Raw genomic sequence first — 17,353 nt, forward strand, 5'->3', positions numbered from 1 at the left:
CTGACTCCCGCTGGGTCATAGCGATTCCCGGAGGCCGGCCGGAACCGACAGGTGGCTCTGCAGCACGACGCCGAGCGGCAGCGCCGCCACGAAGGCGGAGTCCTGCGACCCGTACGCCGGGCGCAGCAGTACGCGGGCAGTCGCACCGAGGTTGTCGATCGCGGCGACCATGTCGGGGATCTGCTCAGCCGTCATCACCGTGCCGGTGACGACCAGGCCGAAGTTGACCAAGCCGGCACCGCGGGCCTCTTCCATCGCGGTCCGGTCGGCCGCCCTGGCCTCCGTCATCGAGCGGGCCGACGGGCGGGACGAGGTGGTCGCGCGGAAGGACGCGTTGCGCTTGTCCGCCTCGACCATCCGGGCCGCGGTGGCGGCGTCGAGCGGGCGGTAGAGCAGGGTGACGCGCTTGCGGTCGATGTCCGGGTGGGGGCCGACCAGCTGGGACAGTACGGACGAGAAGACCTCACCGCGCGGTGCCTGGGTCATCTGCCAGGTCACCGACCAGGCGCTGTCGTGCCGGTACTTGTCCCAGAACGACTGGGCACCGGCCGGGCCGACGTCCGTCCACTGCAGCTCGGGCGACATCCCCTGGCTACGGGCCTCGTCGATCAGCCCAGCGGCCGCCGGGTCGTACGCGATCCGGATCGTCTCGCAGAGCTCCTGCGCGTTGACCGGGCGGGCAGCACCGGCGCCGGTGGAGTTCAGGCTCTGGGTCAGCGCGGGAAGCCGGGACGCGAGCTCGCGGCCCATGTCCTCTTCCTTGCGCCGTTTGCCGCTGCGGTCGGTGCCCTTGAAGGTCAGCGCGACCCGCGCCGAGACCAGCGCGGAGCCCTCGGGGTAGGTCTGGACGACCTCGGTCAGCATCGCCCGAGCGATCGCCGGGGTGCCTTCCTGCATGTTGTTCATCACCTCACGGCGCAGCCGGATCCCGGTGTCCGGGGCGCTCTCGACCGTCACCGAGGCGGCGATGATGCCCGGCTCGTGACCCAGCGACGCCAGCCACTGACCCCAGTGCGCGACCCAGACGTCGATCTGGTCCTCGTCGACCAGCGAAGCACCGTCCGGCTCGGCGTTGATGATCACCGTGAAGTGCCGCGTACTCGGGTAGAACAGCAGCGCGAACGGCCGGCCGTAGGAGTCCTTGTACTCGCTCAGCTGGGAGGCCGCCGCCAGACCGGGCAGCTGGAACTTGCCCCATGGCGTCCGCCCGAGCGGACCGGAACGGTAGATGTTGTGCTTGGCCATCTTTGCTCGCTGCCATCCAATACGGGTCGAGAGCCGTTGCAGGGCGGACTGGTTGTGTTTGTCCTTCATCATCAGCAGCAACAGGGAGCTGCCGACGATCAGCATGACGATCAGCGCCGCGCCGAGACCACCGGCGGTCAGGGCGATGATGGTCATCACCATGCCGCCCATCATGATTCCGGTGCCCAGCGTCCCCAGACCGCCGATACCGGCCGAGGCCGGCTGGCGCCAGTTGCCGTAGGTCCGCGGGGCGGTCCGGACGTTGTCAGCCGCTGCCACTTGGTCCCTCATCCATCGCGTCGTTGTTGATCGTCTCGTTCGCGCCGGCCTGGGCCGCGTCCTTGGTCATGTCGATGCCCTTCTTGACGGCTGCCGCGGTGGCGACCACCGCGATGCCGACCGGGCCTGCTGCAGCACCGGCACCTGCGGCCGCACCACCGGCGGCAGCTCCACCGCCTGCGGCAGCACCACCCGCAGCGGCACCGCCACCACCAGCTGCCGCGCCGCCCGCAGCACCACCGCTCGCGCCACCGGCTGCACCGCCACCCGCGCCACCGCCCGCACCGGCACCAGCACCACCACCGGCACCACCACCGCCGCCGCCACCACCGCCGCTAGCGGGCGAGGCACCCCCGCCGGCACCACCGGTGCCACTGGGCTGGGGTGATCCGCTCGGACCAGAAGGAGCCTGCTGACTCGGCCTGGGGACGTTGCGGGCACCGCTCGGGCCGTCGCCCTGGCTCTGGGTCGACTCGTTCACCTTGTCGCCGAGCTTGTCGGCGCCGATCAGCTTGGCCGCGATCATCCCGGCTCCGGCCGAGCCGGCCGTCGCGGCGACCATCGGCGCGATGAAGCGCATCAGGGCCGGCAACGCGAACAGGGCGAGTACCAGCATGGTGATGCCGACGACCATGTTCATGATCTGCAGGCCGACCGGGTCCTTCACCTCGGAGAAGTTGAAGCCGTGGCCGTTGTTCGAGGCGAGCATGATCGCTGTCGCATAGACCAGGGCGGCCACCGGTTTGTACAGGATGAAGGCGAGCAGCCAGGACAGGATCCGCTTGAACCAGGCCTTGCCCATCTCGGTGTTGGTGGCCGCCGCGGCGATCGGCAGGACGCCGAGCAGCAGGATCAGCATCCCGCTGCGAACCACCATCAGGACGACCTGGATCACCGAGGCGAGCAGGGTCAGGATGCCGATCGTGATCATCAGCCCGATGCCCAGCCCGCCGGCCGCGGCGCCGAATCCCATCACGCCCTTCATGGCGTCGCGGAAACCGTCGCTGGCCTTGACGACATTGTCCTTGTCGTTGAGGTCGACGCAGGCCCAGCCCTGGGCGTTCGTCACCGAGGTGGTGACGATGCAGTTCGCGAACCGGTCGCCGAACGAGATCAACGCCTGGACCACCGCGATGCTGAACACCGAGGCGGCGCCGAAGGTCGCCAGCGAGCGGATCAGGTCGCGAGCGCTCTCGCCGCGCTGCGTGAACGCCATCTGGATGGCCGCCACCATCACGCCGAGCACAGCGACGAAGACGCTGATGTACTGCGTATGGGTCCAGATCCAGCCGACCGTCCCGCTGGCCGGCTGGCCGGTCGCCTCGCTACCGACTGCCGGGGTGGGGATGTAGACCCAGAAGGTGGCGATCGTGGTGAACATGGTGGCCACGGCCTCGGCCAGGGCGTCGAGAATTGGCTGGAACACGAGAGTGATCAACTTTCCGACGGCGGTTCCGAGAGCTTCCACAACCCAGCCGAGCAGGCAGTCGTACCAACTGCCGGCGCAGAGCGCGATCCTGATCATCTCAACCCGCCTTCGGGGACACGAAGCGCAACAGGGCGGGGAGCGCGACGATGCCCATCATCATCATCGTCACGCCCGTGATGACCTTGAGTGAGTCGTCGGCCGGTGCTTCCATCAGCTTGATCGCGGTGGCGTAGATCAGAGCCGCCACCGGTTTGTAGAGGACGAACGCGACCAGCCAGGAGATCGACCGCTTGAACCACATCATGCCCATCTCGGTGTTGGTCGCCGAGGCGGTCAGCGGCACCACGCCGACCAGCAGGATCAGCATCCCGTAGCGGATGATCATCAAGACCAGCTGGATCAGTCCGCTGATCACCATCAAGATCCCGACCAGCACCACCAGCGCCAGCCCGATCCGGCCCTGGAGGGGTTTGGTGAGCTTCTCGGTCAGGCTGTTCTGGAACGTGTCGCCGTCCAGCGCCTCGGTGATGATCCAGCTGGAGAAGCTGTCCGAGGCAGAGATCAGCAACGCGGCGAAGCCGGTGATCCCGGCCGACACCATCGCCATCGTGATCAGGCTCTTCAGGATGTCGCGGAGCGGCTCGCCGCGCTGCGAGACCGCCATCTTGATCGCCCCGAAGATCACCGCGATCGACGCGGCGAAGATCAGGATGTACTTGGTGTGCCCGGACACGAAGCCGATCGTCTCGTTGCCCTCCAGGTTCGGCGACTGGATGTCGATCCAGAGGAAGCCGACCGCCTTGACCACCGCGACGACGGCCTCGATCACCAGCGCCTTGATCGCGTCGAAGATCAGCCCGAAGAAACCGCCGAGGGCGAAGTTGACGGCCTTGCCGAGGAACTGGGTGATGCAGTCGTCCCAGTTCGGCGGCCACCAGCAGTTGATCAGCGGGAGCATCACGCGCCCCCGAACCGGACGTACCCGGTCATCGACTGCAGCAGATCCGGCTCGGTCGAGCCGTTGAAGCTGCCGTCGGTCTGCAGCACGCCCTTCCAGTCACCCTTCGACCAGGCCATCGTCACCGGGATCGACGCGACGTTCTTGTCGTCGATGCGGACCGCGATCGCGATGATCGCGCGGTTCGGCAGGTAGTCGAGCACCTTGAAGGCGGTGAACTGGGCCACCGTCTTGGTCTGTCCCGGCGTGGGCGGCGTCGCCTTGCCCTCGGCCAGCGCCAGCTTCAGTCCCTGGTTGGGGACGAACCGCTCGCGCAGTACCGGGATGGTCAGGTCCGGGTTGCGGATCTGACCGAGCGTCACCAGGGCGGCGAGCACCGCGCCGGTGGGCGAGTGGGCGAAGCAGGAGCGGACCCCAGCGCCGTTCGTCAAGGCCGGCCCACCTTCCTGCTGCATCGGGATCAACATGTCCGCCTCGAACTCCCAGGTCACCGCCGTCGGCGTCGTCCTGGGGATCCGCTGGTCGGGGTTCAGGGTCTTGCAGCCGCCGTGGCCCGGCTTCGGGCGGGTCGGCGGCGGAGTCGTCGTACCGGTCGGCTCTGCCGGCGGGGTCGCCGCCGGGCCGCTCGGCTCCTCGGTGGGCTGCTCGGTAGGAGCGGTACGGGTGGTCGGCGCCGTCGGCTGGCTCGCCGGGGTGTCGTTGCCCCGGGCGAAGAACCAGACCAGAAGGCAGACGAGCACCGCACCGACGACGATCACCGAGGCGACGAACCCGCGCCCTTGCCAAATGGCCTCGTCGTCGGTGCCGCCACCTCCGGCCCCGGAGTCGTCGTCCCTGCTGAACAGTCCCACTCCCGGATCAGCCTCCGGCGGTCGGGCGCGGGCAGTGGTTCAACGTCACGTCAGCTGTCCGACGAGGACGGTCGCGGACGCGATCACGATGCAGGCGGCCAGAACCCAGCCGAGCCGGGCAGCGTGCTCGCCACCCTCACCGCGACGCTGTCCGACGGCCATCATCGCGCCGGCGATCAGGATGCCGAGGATGCAGACGGTGAAGGCGATCCAGCGGACCCAGTCGACGACCTTGAGCAGCTTGTCCGAACCGGGCGGCGGCGTTCCGCCGTTGCCCATGATCAGGTCGGGAATCATCTGTGCCAACATCATCATTGCGGTGGTGCCTTTCAGTAAGGGGCGGGGTATCCCGCTGGATTCGACGCGCGAAGAGCGTAGATGGATTCAAGGACTTCGAAAACCTCGTCCGGGGTGTTGTCAGGGGTGGGATCCTCCCCCCTTCGCCACTCCTCGATCCACGGAATGTCCCAGACCCTCGGAACGCCGCCGCCGACGATGTCGGCGAAATCGTCCAGCACTCTGGGCAATCGGCCAGGGGCGTCGGCGATCAGCACCAGGCCGAGCACCGCTACTCCCTGGACCACTCCGGACGCCCACTCGATCGCAGCGCGCTGGGCCGCTCGCAGACCCGATCCATGGGTCCGGGCGACCAGTACCACCGGGGTCGGCACGGGTGGCGGCGGGATCGGCCAACGGTGGCCGGCCGCCCTGGTGCCGGGCAGCAGTTGCGACATCGTCGTCTCGCCCGCTCCACCGTGCACGCCGACCCACCACAGGGTGTCGGCGGCCGGGATCGCGAACTTGGGCAGCCGCTGGTCCTCCGCCGGCGCCGGTACGCCGTGCTGCGGCGTCGCCGGGCCTCGCGGAGTCAGGTCTGACTGCTGAGGCGGGCCCTGGTGCAGCTGCTGCGGACCTGGATCCGGCTGTTGTTGCCGTGTCCACGGGTTCTGCGGCGGTTGCGTCATCGGCCCTCCTCTCGCGGTGTGTCACAGGCTGTCGCCCACAGTATTCTCTCGCTATCCGGGTGTGCTGGCGTGACCCATCCACAGGCGAGGATGTTTCTACCCCCTTGTCGGGGTCAGACGAGCCGAGTCCGGCTCGCGTTCTGGCATGCCATCGGGCGGAAGCATGAGTTACGGGCGGACGACATGCTAGAACGGCATCGGCAGAGACGGATCAACGAGGGAGTTTTGTGGCTGGAATGAGAGGTCACCATGGCTGAGAAGGGCATTCCGTCCTGGCCGAAGGTGACGATCCGGCTGTACGACGACCACAACGCCGAGGTGAAGATCGCCGGGCGCAGTCACCCGGTCAACCACCACGACCCGCGGCAGGCGGCGATCCAGCTCGTCAGCGAGCGCGCGGCCCAGCTCGGCCGTCCGGTCAAGGCGACCGCGATCGAGTCGGACGGTGCCTCCTGGCCACTGATCATCCATCCGGACGGCCAGGTCGAGTCGGTCGACGTCGATGTCAAAAGCAGCAAGCCGATCTGGCCGATCATCGTGGCGACGATCGTGGCCGGCGTACTGATCGCCGCGACCGTCATCTACCTGGTCGTCCTCCGGCCGCAGGGCGACGACGTGACCACGCCGACCGTCTCGCCGAAGCTGCCTGAGCTGCCCGCGCCGAGTGTCCGGGTCGACCAGTTCGCCGCCCGGCCGGTACCGATGGGCTGGACGACCAATGCCAGCTGGACCGTGGACATCGACCCCGACACCGCGCCTGCCGTCTCCCCTGACGGCAAGGAGGTCGCGATCATCACGCGGGACGAGAAGATCGCGGTCTTCGACAGCAACGGCAAGGTGCTCTGGCAGGACAAGGTGCCGCGCGGCACCGAGACCCCGGTCTACACCACCGTCGACGGCAAGCGGGTCGTGGCCGTGGTCGCGCCGGAGTCGTTGTACTACTGGGCCGGTGACGGCGCCGAGGCGGTCGAGCTCGAGCTGCCGAACTCGGCCACCGTCCAGTTCTTCGGTACGTCGCCGCTGGTCGTGCTCAGCAGCGATGCCGGTGCGAGTGTCGTCACCGGCGGTGCGCTGAAGCCGTTGCCGACCGCTCAGCGGCTGACCACGCTGCTGCTGGCCGAAGGCGACAAGGCGCTCTCCGCGCGGTACGCGGGTCCGTTGTACTGGGACCAGCCGGACAAGGAGGTCGTCGCGTTGATGCCCAAGACACCGAAGGGCGCGACGGTCATCGACCACATCGTTGCCGCCAGCCCCGGTCGCGCGCTGGTGGTCTGGAAGACCCCGGTCGCCGATCGGGTGATCCCGACGGTGAACGACAGCACCACCGGCGCTGTCCTCGCGATCTGCCCGACCGTGGCCGCGAACGAGGCGGCCGGCTGGCAGTGGGTGCCGGACGAGGCGCACAAGGTGGCCGCGTGGGGTGAGTGTCTGATCAACTTCAGCAGCAAGAAGACGGTGTTCACCAAGGACTTCGAGCCGCTGTCGATCACCGGGGTCACCGTCTACGGCCAGTTCGGCAGCAATCTGCTAGCTGGTACGCCGGGAGGCAAGCTCCGCACGTTGCCAGCCGACACCGCCCGCCCGTGGGGTGTCGCCGGCACCCACGCGATCGTCGTCCACGACGGCGTCCTGTACGCCCTGGACAAAGCAAAGTGAAGCGCCCGCTCGCCGCCCTCCTCACCACACTGACCCTGCTGCTACCAGGTCTCCCAGCCGCAGCCGCCGGCGACGACCCCGCTCCCCAGTCCTGGCCCACCATCGAAAACCCAGGCACCACCGGCGGCTCGGCCAACGACCCCAAAACAGTCGACTGGCCAGAAATCACCAAACCCGACAACAGCTCCACCAACGACCCCAAACCCACAGAATGGCCCGCCCCCGAACCGGGCTAACCCTCACAACGAGAAACCCCGGAGCAGCAAGACCCTGAGCTGCCACATCCACACTTGTGGGTGCAGCAGAAGCCGACCCGGTGCTGCCATGCCCCGGATCTTGTGGGTACAGCGGACGACGGCCCGGAGGTGGGTGCCGGGCCGCGACGTCGTAGGCAAGGCACGCCAGTGGTTGTGGACAAGGCCGACGCTGAGCTGGCTTGCTCCGCCGGCTGTGGACGGAGCGGAGACCAGCGCTGACTGGCGGCGCCCGCAGCTGGTGGGAGCTGGGGCGTCCGCCGCGGCCGGAGCGGACGCTGGTGTGGAGCTGTGGGTATCCGCCGCGGCCGGAGCGAAGGCTGGCGAGCGGCTGTGTCTCCGCCGGGGTCGCGGGTGAGGCCGGTGGGGGCCTGCGGGTGTGGGGGCCGGGCGGGTGGGGGGCGGTGCGGGGAGCGGTGCGGGTGTGGGTGGGGCCGGTGCGGGAGCGGTGCAGGTGGGTGAGGTCGGCGTGGGAGCGGTGTGGGTGGGTGGGGTCGGGGTGGGAGTGGTGCGGGCAGAGCGAAGGCCCGCTCTCCGGGGAGGGCGGGCCTTCGGGTGGTGCTGGTGCCTTAGACCGCCTGGACCTCTAGGCGGACGGTGGCGGCCACGTCGGAGTGCAACTGCACTGAGACCTGGTGCTTGCCGGTGGTCTTGATCGGCGAGCCGATGGTGATGGCGCGCTTCTCGACCAGCGGGCCACCCGCGGCCTTGATCGCCGCGGCGATGTCCGCCGGGGTGACCGAGCCGAACAGGCGACCGGTCTCGCCGGCCTTCACGTCCAGCGTGACGCCGAGCTGCTCGAGCTGGTTCTTGACCTCGCTCGCGTGCTCCTTGCCCTGGATCGCCCGGGCGTCACGCGCCCGCTTGATCGACTGGATCTGCTTCTCCGCACCACGGGTCCAGCCGATGGCCAGACCACGCGGGACGAGGTAGTTGCGGCCGTAGCCGTCCTTGACCTCGACAATTTCGCCGGGGGCTCCGAGGCCCTCGACTTCCTGCGCCAGGATGAGCTTCATGTCTCAGACCTCCCTCAGCGAGCGGTGCTCGTGTAAGGCAGCAGAGCCACCTCGCGAGCGTTCTTGATAGCGGTTGCGACATCGCGCTGGTGCTGGACGCAGTTGCCCGTCACCCGACGCGCGCGGATCTTGCCGCGGTCGGAGATGAACTTGCGCAGCAAGCCGGTGTCCTTGTAATCGACGTACGTTGCCTTGTCCTTGCAGAAGCCGCAGACCTTCTTCTTCGGCTTCCGAATGATCTTGGCCATTGTGGTGCTCTCTTCCTACTACTAGAGCCCGGCTACTGCCGGAATGGTCACTCGGAAATACATGTGTCCTGCAGCGAGATCAGAACGGAGGCTCTTCCATCGAGCCGCCGCCACCCTGACCTGCCCAGGGGTCGTTCTGCGGGGCAGCGGACTGACCGCCGCCACCGCCACCACCGGCCGGAGTGGCCCACGGGTCGTTCGCCGGGGCGCCGCCGCCACCTTGGTTGCCGCCGAAGCCGCCCCCTTGGTTGCCGCCGCCACCGCCGCCGAAACCACCGCCGCCGCCCTGGTTGCCGCCACCACCGAAGCCACCGCCGCCGCCGTCGGTGCGCGACGTCTTGGAGATCTTCAGCGTCGCGTACCGCATGCTGGCGCCGATCTCCTCGACATCGCACTCGAAGACGGTCCGCTTGTTCCCGTCGCGGTCGTCGTAGCTACGGGCCTTCAGGCGACCGTGCACGACGACCCGGGAACCGCGGGTGAGGGATTCGGCGACGTTCTCGGCAACCTGGCGCCACACCGAGCACGAGATGAAGAGGGTCTCCCCGTCCTTCCACTCGTTGGATTGCCGGTCCAGCGTCCGCGGGGTGCTCGCGATGGTGAAATTCGCCACCGCGGCGCCCGAGGGCGTGAACCGCAGTTCCGGATCACCCGTCAGATTTCCGATCAGGGTGATAGGTGGTTCGCCTGCCATTGCCGTTCCTCCTGCATTCGGGTGTGGCTGTGTCTACAGCTATCAGTAGCGGATGGCACCGACACCGGAGCTGTTGACGACCCCAGGGATCAGTGCTGGTCCGGACGGATGACCTTGGTGCGCAGGATCGACTCGTTCAGCGTGAGCTGACGGTCGAGCTCCTTCACGACCGCCGGCGTGGCGGTCAGGTCGATGATGGCGTAAATGCCCTCAGACTTCTTCTTGACGTCGTAGGCCAGCTTGCGACGGCCCCAGATGTCGAGCTTCTCGACCGTGCCACCTTCCTTGCGGACGATGTTCAGGTACGTGTCGAGGGACGGTTCGACGGTGCGCTCTTCGAGCTCAGGGTCGAGAATCACCATGACTTCATAACGACGCATGCGCGAACTCCACCTCCTTCGGACTTTGGCGGCCACGGTCTTTCCGTGGCAGGAGGGCGATGCGTGCCCGCCGCCGACAATCGCCGTCAGCGCCGAGCTGGGTCAAACGTGGGTCAAGCAGTAAGCCCGGTCGAAGGACCGGGCCCACACCAACAGAATACCAGCGCCTGGACGCCCCCTTGACCACTATCCACAGGCCAGTTATCGCCGGGCGTGGCGCTCAGTCCGCCTCCACGCCTTCGGCGGGGTCCTCGCCCCCGTCTTCGTCAGGGTCGTCACCGACGACGAGCAGATCGATGTGGACCGCCAGCGGCTTTCCATCCGCGTCCAGCGTGCTGAGCACAGGATAGGCGCCGTCCCCCCAACCAGAATGGGCCAGTACGACGTTCTCCCCCGCCGTCGCGGCCGGCATCACGATGTTCGCGCAGCCCTCGATCAGATGCGTGCCGGAGTCCATCAGCGAGAACCAGCTCCGGTCGGTACCGTCGTCGAAGAGCTCCTCGTACCAGTTCCCGTCCGGCATCGCCGTCCCGACCGCCTCGGCGTCCGCGAACCCGACCGTGCCCGCGTCGACGAAGACCGCCAGGCACTGGCCTTCCTCCAGCGGCTCGTCCGCAGGCTCGGCAGCTGCCACGGAAACCGCCTCCCCCTCGGCCAGTACGACGCTCAGGTACGCCTCGCGTCGATGGCTTCCGTCCTGCTCCTTCGACACGTCCGCCACCGTCACCATCACCGGGTAGTCGCCCGGCGGTACTCCGACGATCGCACCGCTGCCCAGGTTGACGAACGGGTCGCTGGCCTCGAGCCGGCCGCTCGGGACGCGGAGGAGACCAAGCTCGTGGACGGTCAGGTTGTAGGACTGGTCATCGACCTGAACAGGTCCGGGCCTGAGGGCGTGGAAGTTCTCTGTGCTGCGCATCGGGCAAGGCTAGGCGTGGTTGCGGAAGTGTCGGTAGGCGGTCATAAGGTGATGGCCATGGTCTTGAAACTGGGTGCGCACGTCGAGCAGAACGACCCGTTGGCGGAGGCGGCTGACCGCGGCGCTGAGGTGGTGCAGTTCTTTCTGGGCGACCCGCAGGACTACAAGGCGCCGAAGGTGGCGTACGCCGACGGCGCCGAGGCGCTGAAGGTGCGGGCCGAGGCCGAGGGGATCGACCTGTTCGTGCACGCGCCGTACCGGCTGAACGTGGCGACGCTGAACAACCGGATCCGGATCCCCAGCCGCAAGCTGCTGCAGCAGACCCTGGACAAGGCGGCCAAGATCGGCGCCAAGGGGGTCATCGTGCACGGCGGGCACGTCGGCGAGGACGACGACCCCGAGGCCGGCTTCGACAACTGGCGCAAGTGCATCGAGCGCGCGGACCTGCCGGTTCCGCTGCTGATCGAGAACACCGCGGGTGGCGAGAACGCGATGGCCCGCAAGCTGGAGCGGATCGCCCGGCTGTGGGACGCGGTGCAGAGTTCGGGCAACGAGCACGTCGATCGAGTCGGCTTCTGCCTGGACACCTGCCACTTCCACGCCGCCGGCGAGGACCTGCCGACGGTGGTCGAGCGGGTCGTCGCGATCACCGGCCGGATCGACCTGGTGCACGCGAACGGCTCGCGGGACGCGTTCGGCTCGGGCGCGGACCGGCACAGCAACTTCGAGGAAGGCGAGATCGACCCGGCCGAGATCGTCGCGGTGGTGAAGGCCGCCGACGCTCCCGTGGTGGTCGAGACTCCGAACGGCGACCACGGCCAGAAGGCCGACATCGACTACCTCCGCGCCAACCTCAAGTAGCTAGTCCGCCGGTGGGCGGTTGAGGTTGTGGAGCCAGTAGGTGATGCCCCAGGGGAGCAGGAGGGCCAGGCTGCTGGTGTCGCGGCCGGGGATGAGGATGTCGGCGCCCACAGCGACGACCAGGCAGATGGCTGAAAGTTGGAAGAGGTTCGTGGGGCCGACCTTGGTGCCTAGGGTGACCCGGCCCAGTCCGCAGCCGGCGTAGAGGGCGGCCAGGGCGAGGATGGCGAGGGCCGCGAGGGTGATGCCCACCCAGGCTGCCGTGTCGTAGCGGTCGGACGACTTGACGATGTCGGCGATCAGGAAGACGCCGATAAACGCGGTCAGTACGGCGCAACCCCAGAGCACGCGGATCGTGGTGCGCTGGGCGCGCTCGGGATTCGGTTCGGCAGCAGCCATGCGCGGGACGGTACCGCAGACCCGCAAGGCCTCGGTGCACCAGCCGCAGACGAGAATGGCCCGATGCAGACCTGGGCCGACCGACTTCCCGACCTGTACGCCCCCGGCCACTGGCCATGGGGTGAGCTCGACGTCCAGTTCACCACCGAGCAACCGGCCGACGAGCTGATCAGCAACGCGCACGTCATCGGTCGGACCGAGGGCGGCATCGTCGTCTGCGCCAACGACGTCGGCTGGCGGTTCCTGCCCGGCGGTACCCGCGATGCGGACGAGACGATCGACAGGCTGGTCGAGCGTGAACTGCTCGAAGAGGCCGGCGCCCGGCTCACCGGCCCACTCATCTGGCTCGGCGGCCATCGAGCCGATCACCGGCGACCCACGCCGCGCTACCCACATCTGCCGCACCCGGTCTCGTACTGGGCGAACTACGTCGTCGACGTCGTGGTCGACAGCCTGCCGACCAACCCCGAGGACGGCGAGCAGGTCACCGAGGTGCTGGTGCTCCCGCCGGACGAGGCGATCGCCTATCTCGACGGGATGGACGACAACGACGGCGTGATGGGCAACCTGGTCAGGCTGGCTCAGGCAATGGGTCTGGTCTGACCGACCACGGCAGTACGAACGCGCTGACCAGGCACAACGCGCCGGCGACGAACATCGCCGTACGCAAGCTGGTCAGCCCGGCCAGTACGCCGCCTGCCGCCATGAACGCGGGCTGGACCGACCGCGACGTGATCGACCACGAGGTGAGTACCCGCGCCATGAACCCGTCCTGCGTGACCTCCATCCGGTAGGTCGCGAACGACGGGTTGAACGCGCCCGCGGCAACCAGCAGCCCCGTCTCGGCCACGATCAGCAGTACGAACCCGTCCACCCCGGACGTCGCCAAGGGCAGCAAGAGCAGCCACGGCGTGCGTAGTACGCCGAAGACCAGCAGCATCCGGTGCAGCCCGAGCCGACGGGTCAGCCGAGGCGCAAGCCAGGCACCGAGCACGCCGCCGAGACATGGCAACCCTGCGACCAGCCCGTACTGCCACGGCTGCATGTGCAGGTCACGCAGCATCAGCACGGGCAGCAGCGGCGACACCATCATCACCGGACCCCCGGAAGTGGCCTAGTTGCCCTTCCCCAGGAACGGGCATCCATCTAGGCCATCTACGGCTCCCGGAAATGACGTTTGAGCACATCGAGCCCGGCTGACACAGCTCTTAGGTGTCCGCCACGTCGAGAGGCCAGGCGTCACCATGCCAAAGAAGCCCGCGCTTGCGCGCAAGCCCAGAGCAGTTCTTTACCTCCGGCTCTCGGAGTCGGACGACACGTCTACGTCCATCGCCCGTCAGGAGACCGACCTCCGCGCCCGCGCCGAACGCGAGGGCTGGGAGGTCGTAGAGGTCCTGATCGATGACGGCCTCTCCGGTGGATACACCCGTGAGAAGGCGCTCCGAGCGCTGGAGATGATCCGGACCAGTGAGGCCGATGTCCTCGCCGCCTGGAAGTTCGACCGATGGAGCCGTCAGGGCCTGACTGCCCTCGCTCAGCTCATCGATGCATTGGACGTCAACCCGCACAGCCTCTTCATCGCGGACCAGGACGGCCTCAGCTCGTCGCAGCCCGCGTGGCGCATCATCGCGTCCGTCCTGGCCGAGGTCGCCCGGATGGAACGCGAGAACACCCAGGTCCGTGTCCGGTCCAGTATCGCCGCACTCAAGAAGGACGGCCGGTACTCCGGTGGCAACGTGCCGTACGGGTACAAGTCCGTGAAGGACCCGGAGGGCGTGGGCCGTGTTCTGGTACCGCACCCAGAAGAGGCCGAGATCATCCGCGAGGTAGCGAGGCGCGTACTCGCAGGCGAGACCCGCCACAAGATCATGCTGGATCTCAACAAGCGCGAAATCCCGACCCGCCGGGGTAACCGCTGGTCGGCGCAAGTCCTGCGTCAGATCCTTGTCGGCGAGGCGATCGTTGGACGCGTCACCCACGAGGGCGAAGTACTCCGCGACGCCGACGGCCTGCCTTTGGAGGTCTGGCCGCCCGTCCTGGACCTGGAGACGTGGCACCGCATCCGCGCCAAGCTGGAGACCGACAAGGCCGGACGTGATCGGGCGCAGCGCAGGCGACGCGCCCGTCGCTTGTCAGGGATCGTCACATGCGGCGACTGCAACCGCCCGCTCTACGTCAGGTACAGCAAGGCGAACGCCGCCTCGTACGGTTGCGGAGCGAAGGCCAACGGCAAGAAATGCGCCGGAGTCAGCATGAAGGCCGATGTGCTCGAAGCCTGGGTTACTGCTCGCTTCCTGGAGCAGTTCGGCCCCCGCGAGGTCATGCGGCACGTGGAGGAACTGCCGGACATCGCCGCGCTCGCCGAGGTCGAGGCCGCCATCTCAGCCACCGCCGCCAAGATGACCAACGATGACGCCGACGTCTCCGCTCTCGCATCACAGTTGGCAGCTCTGAAGGAGCGCCGAGCCGAGCTGAAATCCCGTCCTGCCGTACGCGTCGTAAAGCTCGTACCGACCGGCCGCACCTTCGCCCAGACGTGGGAGGCAGCCAGCGAGGAGGAGCGGAACGCGATCCTGGCCGACAACGTGGTGATTCTGTCCGTCCGCAAGGGCAAGCGCGGCGGCGGTCCGATCGACATGGGCAGAGTCACGCTCGTCACTCAGCCCGAGCGCCTACCTGAAGATGCCGCATCCGGAACAGACCGCGTCTACGCCGAGGCCGCCTGAGCTACCCGCTTCACACTGAGCGTAGGACCGCGCCCTGACACAACTCATTAGAGGCCCCTGGCCGCAGCCCACATGCACGATGCGGCAACGGCCAAGGGCCCTCTTTGAATGTGCCAACGAGATCTCGGTAGCCGAATCTAAGGACGGTCTTTAGGATTTGTGCATGCAGCGACTAACGGATGACTTGGTGCAAGGACGCGGGTGGATGTCGCCACCTGACCATGCCACAGTCGCTAGCAACGCCTTCTATCGCCAGTTCTATGAGGATTTCGTCTTCACCAGTCTTCAACTGACGGCCGTGTCCAACCTTGAGGATCTAACAGACGCCATCGTGGGTTTCTTGGAGGACATGGCTCGTCGGGACCTCAAAGAGGTGTTGAAACCGATCATTCACAACACCGAGGTCGTGAGGGAGTCGCTGGAGGCGACGGAGTCGACCCGCGCGCAGGTTTCCCTCGTGCGGAGCGTTGAGAACCTGCTCGTCTACCTCGCCGAGATCTTGCGCGAGATCTTCATTCAGTCCCCTGCGACCCTGCGAAGCCAGGAGTCAGTAGCGCTTGAGGACGTCCTTGCGCACGAGTCCCTTGATGACTTCGTACAGTGGGCGGCTGATCGACGCGTGACTGACCTTTCGTTTAAGGGCTACGCGGAATTGGAGCGTTACTTCAACGACCGCCTCAAGCTAACCATCACTGATGATCCCCAACTCAAGCGGTGGTTCGGCGAAGCAGTGGCCGTGCGCAATCTGTTCGTGCATCGGCGAGGGCGCGTGGACGAACGGTATCTGCGGGTCAGCGGCGACGCCGCGTTGAAAGTCGGTGACGAATACGAGGTGTCACGCCGCGATGGGTACGAATCGCTGCTGGCATCTCGGCTTATCGTGCAAGACCTTGACGAGCGCGCCACTGCCAAGTTTCGACTTAAGACGGTCGCGACAGACGCAGTGAAGAAGACGAAGAGCACGTAAGGAAACTGCACCGGCGCTCAGCATCGCAGCAACCCACAGGGCGATGCGCAGAGCATGTGTAACACCCCCACCCCCTCACGCCGTACAGCCACCCCTCCCGCCCTCGTGGTGGGTAGGGGTCCAGTCACATGCCCCACCCCCTGCCAGGCCTGCACACCCGGGGCCTGGCCCCTGTCATGGACCGCTAGCTCAGTTGGTAGAGCAGGCGCCTCTTAAGCGTCGGGTCCTAGGTTCGATTCCTAGGGGTCCACCCATCGCGCCCACCGAGGAGTCCCGTTGTCGTCGGCCACTCACCCGGTGGACGCCGCGTGGCGCCGCACGCGCCTGCTCGTCCTACAGCGTGACAACTACCGCTGCCAGATCCGTGGCCCGAAGTGCACGGGGCACGCCACCCACGTTGACCACATCCTTGGCCGTGGCCTGAGCGAGTCACTGGACGATCTCCGCGCGGCGTGCGAGCCCTGCAACCTGGAGCGCGGCGACCCACGGTCACTCACACCGAAACCGCGTCCACGCACGAATTGGTGAACGCGATGGGCGCCGCACGTCGCCCGCGTTTCTTCCCGGCCGGCGAGGCGGCCAGATCACCGCCGCCTGATTTCTCTCCCCCCGAAGCCGCCCGCTGCCCCCTTCCCGCGGGCGCGACCAAATCACCCGTTCACCAACGAAGCGAACGTGTGAAACCCCAACGAAACAAGGAGAAACTCGATGCTCCGCCGTCATGCTGCAACACCTACAGCCGCGAAGTCGCACAAGGTCTGGTCCGCTACTGCAGAACTGCGCACTGCTCAGCGCCGTCTCCTTGAGCAGACCGACTATCCGGTGAGCGCCGACGCGTTCGCTCAGTCTTCAGCGCTCGTCCGCCAGGCCGACGCGCTGTATTCGGCCTACTGTGTCGAGCAGAACAAGAGCGCCGATGCCGTCGCCGCGAAAGCTGACGCTCTGGTGGCGGACCTCGTGTCGGGCCGCGCATCGGCGGCCGATCTCGCTGTTCGCCATCCGGCCCTGACGGACCCGTTGGCCGGTGACACCCCGGCGTGGCGAGCCGTCCAGCGCGCGTGTTCCACGATCTCGGCCAAGGCATGGCAGGTGGGCCGCACCGAACTGGACACCATCGGCGCCGACCTGTACGCCGAGACTGCCCGCGTTGTTGCCCGGGCTGACGAGCTAGACGAATTCCACCCCGAGGCTGGGAAGCTCCTCGCTCGCTACGAAGCCCTCTCCGCTGTCGCCGCGATCATTCACCGCGCACACGCGGCCGTCCGCATCTCTGCACCAGGGACGATCCTGTCCGCCGTGCACGACGCCCGCACGCAGCGCGAAGACGCCCTGAAGGCCGCCGAGGATCTTGCAACTCAGCGCCGAACGTGGGCGCGGCTCGACCGGACTTCGCCGGGCCGCGACTCGCGGGCCTCAGATGTCTTCTCCATCTGAGCATGCCCACCACTCCCAAATCGTTTCGACTCACTGCGAATTCCGTTGCTCCCCGCAACGGCCCCACCTGGA

General features: G+C 67.4%; 20 protein-coding genes and 1 tRNA gene. 8 read left to right on the top strand and 13 right to left on the bottom strand.

Features of this window, described 5'->3' with window-relative positions; translation table 11 throughout:
- Positions 1 to 15: 15 nt before the first annotated feature.
- From AB0M15_RS32885 to AB0M15_RS32910, 6 genes are read right to left on the bottom strand one after another with little or no spacing between them, the layout of a single operon-like run.
- The gene (locus tag AB0M15_RS32885) at positions 16 to 1,536 is read right to left on the bottom strand and encodes an SCO6880 family protein (protein ID WP_363826940.1); all 1,521 of its coding nucleotides are present in this window, start codon (positions 1,534 to 1,536) and stop codon (positions 16 to 18) included.
- Positions 1,511 to 3,049: a hypothetical protein gene (locus AB0M15_RS32890; protein ID WP_363826943.1), complete on the bottom strand. Its 1,539-nt coding sequence runs from the start codon at positions 3,047 to 3,049 to the stop codon at positions 1,511 to 1,513. Before AB0M15_RS32890 ends, AB0M15_RS32885 begins: the two co-directional genes overlap by 26 nt.
- A gap of 1 nt (position 3,050) precedes the next feature.
- Positions 3,051 to 3,911, bottom strand: coding sequence for a hypothetical protein (locus tag AB0M15_RS32895; RefSeq protein WP_363826946.1), 861 nt, complete (start codon positions 3,909 to 3,911; stop codon positions 3,051 to 3,053).
- Complete coding sequence (locus AB0M15_RS32900) at positions 3,911 to 4,762, bottom strand: hypothetical protein (protein ID WP_363826950.1); 852 nt, start codon at positions 4,760 to 4,762, stop codon at positions 3,911 to 3,913. Before AB0M15_RS32900 ends, AB0M15_RS32895 begins: the two co-directional genes overlap by 1 nt.
- A gap of 45 nt (positions 4,763 to 4,807) precedes the next feature.
- Positions 4,808 to 5,077: a conjugal transfer protein TrbC gene (locus AB0M15_RS32905; RefSeq protein ID WP_363826954.1), complete on the bottom strand. Its 270-nt coding sequence runs from the start codon at positions 5,075 to 5,077 to the stop codon at positions 4,808 to 4,810.
- Positions 5,078 to 5,091: 14 nt separating this feature from the next.
- On the bottom strand, positions 5,092 to 5,727 hold the full coding sequence (locus AB0M15_RS32910; protein WP_363826958.1) for a DUF6668 family protein: 636 nt from the start codon (positions 5,725 to 5,727) through the stop codon (positions 5,092 to 5,094).
- A gap of 249 nt (positions 5,728 to 5,976) precedes the next feature.
- On the opposite strand from AB0M15_RS32910, the gene AB0M15_RS32915 reads away from it, so the two are divergent.
- Together AB0M15_RS32915 and AB0M15_RS32920 are read left to right on the top strand one after the other, a co-directional pair.
- Positions 5,977 to 7,383, top strand: coding sequence for a hypothetical protein (locus tag AB0M15_RS32915; RefSeq protein WP_363826961.1), 1,407 nt, complete (start codon positions 5,977 to 5,979; stop codon positions 7,381 to 7,383).
- On the top strand, positions 7,380 to 7,619 hold the full coding sequence (locus tag AB0M15_RS32920) for a hypothetical protein (RefSeq protein WP_363826966.1): 240 nt from the start codon (positions 7,380 to 7,382) through the stop codon (positions 7,617 to 7,619). The genes AB0M15_RS32915 and AB0M15_RS32920 overlap by 4 nt, the downstream gene beginning before the upstream one ends.
- 587 nt (positions 7,620 to 8,206) lie before the next feature.
- Here the strand turns inward: AB0M15_RS32920 and rplI are convergent.
- The 5 genes from rplI to AB0M15_RS32945 all read right to left on the bottom strand — a co-directional run bounded on the left by rplI (position 8,207) and on the right by AB0M15_RS32945 (position 10,894).
- Positions 8,207 to 8,653, bottom strand: coding sequence for a 50S ribosomal protein L9 (gene rplI / locus AB0M15_RS32925; RefSeq protein ID WP_363826968.1), 447 nt, complete (start codon positions 8,651 to 8,653; stop codon positions 8,207 to 8,209).
- A 14-nt stretch (positions 8,654 to 8,667) separates the two neighbouring features.
- Positions 8,668 to 8,901, bottom strand: a complete 234-nt coding sequence (gene rpsR, locus AB0M15_RS32930; RefSeq protein WP_020390880.1) for a 30S ribosomal protein S18 — start codon at positions 8,899 to 8,901, stop codon at positions 8,668 to 8,670.
- 79 nt (positions 8,902 to 8,980) lie between these two features.
- Complete coding sequence (locus AB0M15_RS32935; RefSeq protein ID WP_363826972.1) at positions 8,981 to 9,595, bottom strand: single-stranded DNA-binding protein; 615 nt, start codon at positions 9,593 to 9,595, stop codon at positions 8,981 to 8,983.
- An 89-nt stretch (positions 9,596 to 9,684) separates the two neighbouring features.
- Positions 9,685 to 9,975, bottom strand: a complete 291-nt coding sequence (gene rpsF / locus AB0M15_RS32940; RefSeq protein ID WP_164601910.1) for a 30S ribosomal protein S6 — start codon at positions 9,973 to 9,975, stop codon at positions 9,685 to 9,687.
- A gap of 220 nt (positions 9,976 to 10,195) precedes the next feature.
- Positions 10,196 to 10,894, bottom strand: coding sequence for a DUF4241 domain-containing protein (locus AB0M15_RS32945; protein ID WP_363826977.1), 699 nt, complete (start codon positions 10,892 to 10,894; stop codon positions 10,196 to 10,198).
- Positions 10,895 to 10,951: 57 nt separating this feature from the next.
- On the opposite strand from AB0M15_RS32945, the gene AB0M15_RS32950 reads away from it, so the two are divergent.
- Entirely contained in the window at positions 10,952 to 11,755 is an 804-nt protein-coding gene (locus AB0M15_RS32950) for a deoxyribonuclease IV (protein WP_363826980.1), read from the top strand.
- Here AB0M15_RS32950 and AB0M15_RS32955 read toward each other — a convergent pair whose 3' ends face one another.
- Positions 11,756 to 12,154, bottom strand: a complete 399-nt coding sequence (locus tag AB0M15_RS32955) for a hypothetical protein (RefSeq protein WP_363826983.1) — start codon at positions 12,152 to 12,154, stop codon at positions 11,756 to 11,758.
- A gap of 63 nt (positions 12,155 to 12,217) precedes the next feature.
- Here AB0M15_RS32955 and AB0M15_RS32960 point away from each other — a divergent pair, with 63 nt between their 5' ends.
- A complete protein-coding gene (locus tag AB0M15_RS32960) occupies positions 12,218 to 12,757 on the top strand; it encodes an NUDIX domain-containing protein (protein ID WP_363826985.1) in 540 nt (179 codons plus the stop codon).
- On the opposite strand, the gene AB0M15_RS32965 is transcribed toward AB0M15_RS32960, so the two are convergent.
- Entirely contained in the window at positions 12,726 to 13,247 is a 522-nt protein-coding gene (locus AB0M15_RS32965; RefSeq protein ID WP_363826988.1) for an MFS transporter, read from the bottom strand. The genes AB0M15_RS32960 and AB0M15_RS32965 overlap by 32 nt on opposite strands.
- Before the next feature lie 151 nt (positions 13,248 to 13,398).
- Between AB0M15_RS32965 and AB0M15_RS32970 the strand changes: the two genes are divergently transcribed.
- The 4 genes from AB0M15_RS32970 (at position 13,399) to AB0M15_RS32985 (ending at position 17,281) form a co-directional block, all read left to right on the top strand.
- Positions 13,399 to 14,880: a recombinase family protein gene (locus tag AB0M15_RS32970; protein ID WP_363826991.1), complete on the top strand. Its 1,482-nt coding sequence runs from the start codon at positions 13,399 to 13,401 to the stop codon at positions 14,878 to 14,880.
- Between the two features lie 163 nt (positions 14,881 to 15,043).
- The gene (locus AB0M15_RS32975) at positions 15,044 to 15,847 is read left to right on the top strand and encodes a hypothetical protein (RefSeq protein ID WP_363826994.1); all 804 of its coding nucleotides are present in this window, start codon (positions 15,044 to 15,046) and stop codon (positions 15,845 to 15,847) included.
- A 177-nt stretch (positions 15,848 to 16,024) separates the two neighbouring features.
- Positions 16,025 to 16,101 (top strand) — tRNA-Lys (locus AB0M15_RS32980).
- A 454-nt stretch (positions 16,102 to 16,555) separates the two neighbouring features.
- Positions 16,556 to 17,281: a hypothetical protein gene (locus AB0M15_RS32985; protein ID WP_363826997.1), complete on the top strand. Its 726-nt coding sequence runs from the start codon at positions 16,556 to 16,558 to the stop codon at positions 17,279 to 17,281.
- Positions 17,282 to 17,353: the final 72 nt, after the last annotated feature.

Origin of the sequence: Kribbella sp. NPDC051718 (genome assembly GCF_040681515.1) — a bacterium.
GTDB lineage: Bacteria > Actinomycetota > Actinomycetes > Propionibacteriales > Kribbellaceae > Kribbella.